6 protein-coding genes and 1 pseudogene are annotated in these 6599 nt (G+C 73.2%); 5 read left to right on the forward strand and 2 right to left on the reverse strand.

Annotated features, from left to right (window positions below; all coding sequences use genetic code 11):
* Positions 1-226: 226 nt before the first annotated feature.
* From modA to V7E46_RS31580, 3 genes are read left to right on the forward strand one after another with little or no spacing between them, the layout of a single operon-like run.
* Positions 227-1012 carry a molybdate ABC transporter substrate-binding protein gene (gene modA / locus V7E46_RS31570; RefSeq protein ID WP_333771618.1) on the forward strand — a complete coding sequence of 262 codons (786 nt, stop codon included), beginning with the start codon at positions 227-229 and terminating at the stop codon, positions 1010-1012.
* A complete protein-coding gene (locus V7E46_RS31575) occupies positions 1009-1851 on the forward strand; it encodes an ABC transporter permease (RefSeq protein WP_443054410.1) in 843 nt (280 codons plus the stop codon). Before modA ends, V7E46_RS31575 begins: the two co-directional genes overlap by 4 nt.
* Positions 1848-2957, forward strand: a complete 1110-nt coding sequence (locus tag V7E46_RS31580; protein ID WP_333771616.1) for an ABC transporter ATP-binding protein — start codon at positions 1848-1850, stop codon at positions 2955-2957. Before V7E46_RS31575 ends, V7E46_RS31580 begins: the two co-directional genes overlap by 4 nt.
* Before the next feature lie 144 nt (positions 2958-3101).
* Here the strand turns inward: V7E46_RS31580 and V7E46_RS31585 are convergent, their stop codons facing one another.
* Complete coding sequence (locus V7E46_RS31585; RefSeq protein WP_333771617.1) at positions 3102-4346, reverse strand: ThuA domain-containing protein; 1245 nt, start codon at positions 4344-4346, stop codon at positions 3102-3104.
* A gap of 218 nt (positions 4347-4564) precedes the next feature.
* Between V7E46_RS31585 and V7E46_RS31590 the strand changes: the two genes are divergently transcribed.
* Positions 4565-5473, forward strand: a complete 909-nt coding sequence (locus V7E46_RS31590; RefSeq protein WP_333771620.1) for a ricin-type beta-trefoil lectin domain protein — start codon at positions 4565-4567, stop codon at positions 5471-5473.
* A gap of 226 nt (positions 5474-5699) precedes the next feature.
* Positions 5700-5831, forward strand: a pseudogene (locus V7E46_RS31595) (VOC family protein); the annotation flags it as partial.
* Here the strand turns inward: V7E46_RS31595 and V7E46_RS31600 are convergent.
* Positions 5828-6508, reverse strand: a complete 681-nt coding sequence (locus tag V7E46_RS31600) for a helix-turn-helix domain-containing protein (RefSeq protein ID WP_443054411.1) — start codon at positions 6506-6508, stop codon at positions 5828-5830. The pseudogene V7E46_RS31595 and the gene V7E46_RS31600 overlap by 4 nt on opposite strands.
* Between the last annotated feature and the right edge of the window lie 91 nt (positions 6509-6599).

Here is a 6599-nt window from a genome sequence, read left to right on the forward strand (position 1 = left end):
CCCCCCCCCCCCCCCCCCCCCCCCCCCCCCCCCCCCCCCCCCCCCCCCCCCCCCCCCGGCGGCCTGATTGTTTGGTTTATGCAATGCGCCAGCAGACTTCCTCCTCGCATCTGCGGAATTATGATCGTCGTATCCGCACGGCAGCGTGCGGCAGAGAGGAAGACTTCCCGTGACAACCCGTTCCGCGCGACGCCATGCCCTGCCGCTGGCCCTGGGTGGCGCCGCGATGCTGCTGGCGCTCACCGCGTGCTCCTCCTCGGACGACAAGTCCTCCGACTCCGCCACCACGACCGCCGCGGGCTCCGCCCCGGCCTCGGCGAGCGCGTCGCCGAAGGTCTCCGGCTCGCTCACCGTCTTCGCCGCGGCGTCGCTCAAGGAGACCTTCACCGAACTGGGCAAGCAGTTCGAGACCGCCTACCCGGGCACGAAGGCCACCTTCAACTTCGGCGGCAGCGACACCCTCGCGGCGAGCATCACCTCGGGTGCTCCCGCCGACGTCTTCGCCGCCGCGAGTCCGGCCACCATGAAGACGGTCACCGACGCCGGCGACGGGCAGGGCACCCCTGTCGCCTTCGTCCGCAACCAGCTGGAGATCGCCACCCTGCCGGGCAACCCGCAGCACATCGCCACGCTCAAGGACCTCACCAAGTCCGGTCTGAAGGTCGCGCTGTGCGCCAAGACCGTGCCGTGCGGCTCCGCCGCCCAGAAGGCGCTGACCGCCAGCAGCCTCAAGCTCACCCCGGTGTCCTACGAGCAGGACGTGAAGTCGGCGCTGACCAAGGTGGAGCTGAAGGAGGTCGACGCGGCGGTCGTCTACCAGACCGATGTGGACGCCGCGGGTGGCAGGGTGGACGGCGTGCAGTTCCCCGAGTCCGCCAAGGCCATCAACGCCTACCCGATCGTGGCGCTCAAGGACGCCCCCAACGCGACGGCGGCGCAGGCCTTCATCGCGCTGGTGAAGTCCGCCGAGGGCCAGAAGGTGCTCACCGCTGCGGGCTTCCTGAACCCGTGACGGACGACTCGCGGAGCGCCGCCGCCGCCGGCCGCCGGGACGCCCTGCGGGGCAGCGGCCGGGTGCCCGTCGCGCTGGTGCTGCCGGCGCTGATCGGGCTGGCCTTTCTGCTGCTGCCGCTGGTCGCGCTGCTGATCAGGGCGCCCTGGCGGGACCTGCCGCACCAGCTGGCCGGCGCCGAGGTGTGGCAGGCGCTGCGGCTGTCGCTGCAGACCGCGACCCTGGCGACGGCGGCCTCACTGCTCTTCGGCGTGCCGCTGGCGTGGCTGCTGGCGCGTACGGTCTTCCCCGGCAGGCGCCTGGTACGGGCGCTGGTCACCCTCCCGCTGGTGCTGCCGCCGGTGGTCGGCGGGGTGGCGCTGCTGCTCGCGCTGGGCCGCAACGGGGTGGTCGGGCGCTGGCTGGACTCGGCCTTCGGGGTCACGCTGCCCTTCACCACCTCGGGGGTCGTGGTCGCCGAGACCTTCGTGGCCATGCCCTTCCTGGTGATCACCGTCGAGGGCACGCTGCGGGCCGCCGACGCGCGGTACGAGGAGGCCGCCGCCACGCTGGGCGCCTCCCGGCTCACCGCCTTCCGCCGGGTGACGCTGCCGATGATCGCCCCGGGTGTCGCGGCCGGCGCGGTGCTGGCCTGGGCGCGGGCGCTGGGCGAGTTCGGGGCGACCATCACCTTCGCGGGCAGCTTCCCCGGGCGCACCCAGACGATGCCGCTCGCGGTCTACCTGGCACTCCAGGACGACCCGGCGGCGGCCATCGCGCTGAGCCTGGTGCTGCTCGCGGTGTCCCTCGCGGTCCTGGCCGGGCTGCGGGAACGCTGGACGGGAGCGGGCGCCGTATGAGCGGTTCCGGGCCGCCCGTGCTCACCGAGGGCGACGCCGACGGGCTCGACGCCCACCTGGTGCTCGACCGGGGCGCCTTCACCCTCGACGTGACGCTGGCCGTACGGCCCGGCGAGGTGCTGGCGCTGCTCGGGCCGAACGGCGCGGGCAAGACCACCGCGCTGCGCACCCTGGCCGGGCTGACCCCGCTGACCGCCGGGCACCTGCGGCTGGACGGCGAGACGCTGGAGGATCCGGCGCTACGGCGGCGGATCGCGCCCGAGGACCGCCCGGTCGGGGTGGTCTTCCAGGACTACCTGCTCTTCCCGCATCTGACGGCGCTGGAGAACGTCGCGTTCGGGCCGCGCTGCCACGGGGTGCCGCGGGCCGCGGCGCGGGCACTGGCCGCCGGCCTGCTGGACCGGATGGGCCTGGCCGACCACGCGGGCGCCAAGCCGCGGCGGCTGTCCGGCGGGCAGGCCCAGCGGGTCGCGCTGGCCCGGGCGCTGGCCACCGGGCCGCGGCTGCTGCTGCTCGACGAGCCGCTTGCGGCCCTCGACGCGCGCGCCCGGCTCGACGTACGGACCGAACTGCGGCGGCACCTGGCGGCGTTCGAGGCGGTGGCGGTGCTGGTCACCCATGACCCGCTGGACGCGATGGTGCTGGCCGACCGGCTGATGGTGATCGAGGACGGCCGCCTGGTGCAGGAGGGCACACCGGCGGAGGTCGCCCGCCGCCCGCGCACCGACTACATCGCCCGGCTGGCCGGCCTGAACCTCTACCAGGGCGAGGCCGCGGGCCGCACCGTACGGCTGGCGCCGGGTCTGGAGCTGACCTGCACCGAGACGCTGGACGGGCCGGCCTTCGTCGCCTTTCCGCCCGGCGCGGTCACCCTGCACCGGGACCGCCCCGACGCCGCTGCGCGCGACGCCTGGCCGGCGGGCGTGACCGGCATGGAGTCGCACGGCGACCGGACCCGGGTCATCCTCACCGGCACGGGGCCCGCCGACGGGCTGCCGCTGGCGGCCGACCTGACGACGGTCGCGGTCGCCGAACTCGCACTGGTGCCTGGCGGCGCCGTGTGGGTGTCGGTCGAGGGCGCGCGGACCCACGCGTATCCGGCCTGACGGCCGGTGCGTTTCGTGCGGCGGCGCGCCACGGGACCTCAGCCACCCTGCCGAGTGCGGCGCCGTCGTGGCCTGTCGCGGCCACGACGGCGGGTCAGCCGCCGGACCGGGGGGAGGGGGCAGCCGCTCAGGCGCCCCACCCGGTCAGCTGGGCAGCGTCCAGGACTGGTTGGCCGACCCCGTGCAGGACCAGATCTGCAGCTTCGTCCCGTTGGCCGATGTATTGCCCGTGGCGTCGAGGCACTTGCCCGACTGCGGGTTCACCAGCGACCCGCCCGACCCTGGCTGCCACACCTGCGACCCCGTCCCGTTGCAGTCGTACAACTGCACCTTCGACCCGTTCGCCGTACCGGCAGCCGCCACGTCCAGGCACTTGCCGAGCGCCTTGAGCGTCCCACCGGAAGCGACCGTCCAGGACTGCGCGCTGGTGCCGTTGCAGTCGTACAGCTGCACCGCCGTGCCGTTGGCACTGCTCGCCGACGCCACATCGACACACTTCCCGCCGAAGCCGTGGATCGGCCCCGTCGCGCCAGCGGGCGGCGGGGTGACAGGCCCCGACTGGCCGCCGAGCCAGCGCAGCCCCTGGAGCAGCAGCTGGTTCTGCTGCGCGCTGGCGAAGGTCGACGACAGCGTCGTGTTGGTGGCGTAGTCCATCGCGTTGTGGCCGAAGTTGTTGTAGATCATCTTGTAGTTGTGGTTGGTCCACACGATCGGGTAGTACCCGCTGTACCAGGTCTGGTTGGGGTCGGTGCCGATCGGGAAAGTGGACTGGTCCATCGACGCCAGGATGTCGATGGCCGGGTTCTGCCGCAGATCGTGCTGCCAGCTGTACCACTCGCTGACCGACGAGGTGATGGTGGACGGCAGGCCCGCGGTCGCCGGGTGGTTCGGGTCCTCGATCTTCAGCGTCTCCGACGTCGGCCCCCAGGAGTTGGACTGGAAGGTGCCGGTGCCGAGGAAGGTCTCGTGATACCACGACCAGTCGCTGGGCGTCTGGTCGTTGTAGGCCGAGACGTGGAAGCCCATCCAGCCGCCGCCGTTGTTCATGTACGTCTGGAACGCGCTGCGCTGCGCGGCGGTCTGCGGGTAGTCGTCGAGGAACATCACGACCTGGTAGTTCGCCAGATTCGCGGTGTTGAGCTGGTTCCAGTCGTTCGTCGCGGTGTACGAGAAGCCGTTGGCCGCCGCCTGCTGCGGGAACCACGCGTTGGCCTCGTGCACGAAGCTGATGTGCGCCGCGTCGTAGGTGCCGTCGTAGAAGGCGAGCACCTTGAACGGAGCCGCCGCGTGCGCCCGGTGCGCGGGGGCGGTCAACGCGGCCAGCAGCACGGCGAGCAGAGCGAACAGACGTATCAGGATCCGGGACTGTGCGGTTCGGGTTCTGACCATGGAAAGGCCTTCCTCGTGCGCGACGGTGGGGGGGACGTGCGCCTGTAGCAGGATTCAAAGGTCTAGACGCTGTTCATGTCAATGACCTATGGTCCATACCATCTTTGACGCCCCCCACCTTTTTCGCAGCGCAGTCAGGGAGCCCCCACATGCGTAGTCCGCTCGACCGCACGCCTCCCGCAGGTCATCGGCGTAAACGCTTCCGCCGCGCCTCGGCCATGGTCGCCGCGGGCGCCGCGCTGGCCGTACTGACCGGTACCGGTGCCGCGACCGCCGCCGGCCCGGCCGCGGCACCCGCCCTCGTCCCGGCTCCCGCGGCGGCCCCCGGCGTCGCCGCCGCGCCGACCGCCTTCGTGCACCCTGGCGTGCTGGTCAGCAGGTCCCAACTCGACTACGTACGCGCCAAGGTGCAGGCCGGCGCCGCGCCCTGGGCCGCCGCGTACTCGCAGATGGCCTCCAGCTCCTACGCCTCGCTGTCGCGCACCCCCAAGCCGCGCGGCACCGTCGAGTGCGGGCCGTACTCCGACCCCGACAACGGCTGTACGGACGAGCGCGAGGACGCCATCGCCGCGTACACCGACGCGCTCGCCTGGTACATCAGCGGCAACTCCGCCTACGCGCAGGAGTCGATCAAGCTGATGGACGCCTGGTCGTCCACCATCACCGGGCACACCAACAGCAACGCGCCGCTGCAGACCGGCTGGGCGGGCTCGGTGTGGCCGCGGGCCGCCGAGATCATCAAGTACACCTACACCGGCGGCTGGCCGAACTCCGGGCGCTTCGGCACGATGCTGCGCAATGTGTACCTGCCCGAGATCATCAACGGCTCCAACAGCAACGGCACCAGCGCGCAGTCCTGGACGGTCGCTTCCGGTGGGACGCTCAAGGCGCTCGGCAAGTGCCTGGACGTGGCGGCTGCCGGTACGGCGAACGGGTCGAAGGTGCAGTTGTACGACTGCAACGGGACGGGGTCGCAGGTGTGGCAGCCAGGGTCGGGCGGGTCGCTGGTGAACCCGCAGTCGGGCAAGTGCCTCGACGCCACGGGCAATACATCGGCCAACGGGACGAAGCTGCAGATCTGGTCCTGCACGGGGTCGGCCAACCAGTCCTGGACGCTGCCCAGCTGACCGGGTGGGGCGCCTGAGCGGCTGCCCCCTCCCCCCGGTCCGGCGGCTGACCCGCCGCCCTGCGCGGCAGCGCGGTCCCCGCGCCCCTGCGGGGCACAGCTCCACCGCAGAGGGGCAACCCTCCACATACGGCGCCGCCGCGAAGATGGGTGCGCATTCGCGGCGGCGCCCACCACAAAAGGGTGATCGTTTCGTTCACGACGGCGGTCATACGGCCCGCCTGCCGTGGGCCGAGCTGACCGAGGCCGGCCACGACGGCCGCCTCAAGCCGTGGGACGCCTTCTGGGGCCAGCGCTACGCCGTCGTCCACGCCCCGGACGGCAACGCCGTCGACCTCTTCGCGGCATCGGCCGCCTAGGACAGCAGTGCGCTCAGCGGTACGCCGGCCAGGGTGCGTACCTCGCGGGACAGGTGCGGCTGGTCGGCGTAGCCCGCGTCGGCGGCGACCCGGGCGAAGGGCGTGCCGGCCCGGGCCAGGGCCAGGGCGCGCTGGAGCCGCAGGACCCGGGCCAGCGTCCGGGGGCCGTAGCCGAAGGCCGCCTCGCAGCGGCGGCGCAGCTGCCGCTCGCCGAGGCCGCTGGCGGCCGCGATGCCGGCGACCGGGCGGCCCGCTGACAGGGCGGCGGCGACCGGCCCGAGCAGCGGATCGGCGGGTTCCGCGGTACGTATCCGGTCCGCGGCCCACGCGTCCAGCGCCGCCGCGGGTCCGGCGTCCGCACGTTCGGCCAGCCGCCGGGCCTCGGCGGCCGGCCACAGGCCGTCGAGCGGCACCCGCAGGTCGCGCACCTCGCGGGCGGGCGCGCCCAGCAGCGCGGGACCCACGCCGGGGGCGAACCGCAGGCCCGCGTAGCTGCTGCCCGGCCGGTCGGTGACGACATGCGCCGCTGTGTCGGGTCCGGCGACCAGCAGGGCGCCGTCGTGCCAGATGAGGTCCATGCAGCCGTCGGGCAGCACCCGGTAGGGACCGCCGACGCCGGTCCGCGTCCATACGGTCACCCCTGGTGCCAGGGCGGCCCGTTCCCGATACCCGCTCACCCTCCCATGGTGCCCCCGTCAGCCGTGGCCGTGGTCGTCCCAGTGCGAGTGCTGCGGCGGGATCGGGGGGATCGACGGCGGCGCCGGGGGC

The organism is Streptomyces sp. IBSBF 2435, from assembly GCF_036815005.1.
GTDB lineage: Bacteria > Actinomycetota > Actinomycetes > Streptomycetales > Streptomycetaceae > Actinacidiphila.

Excerpts from the sequence above, each read along its gene's own strand:
- modA (WP_333771618.1), top strand. The coding sequence starts at position 227 with ATGCTGCTGGCGCTCACCGCGTGCTCCTCCTCGGACGACAAGTCCTCC.
- V7E46_RS31580 (WP_333771616.1), top strand. The coding sequence starts at position 1,848 with ATGAGCGGTTCCGGGCCGCCCGTGCTCACCGAGGGCGACGCCGACGGG.
- V7E46_RS31585 (WP_333771617.1), bottom strand. The coding sequence starts at position 4,346 with ATGGTCAGAACCCGAACCGCACAGTCCCGGATCCTGATACGTCTGTTC.
- V7E46_RS31590 (WP_333771620.1), top strand. The coding sequence starts at position 4,565 with ATGGTCGCCGCGGGCGCCGCGCTGGCCGTACTGACCGGTACCGGTGCC.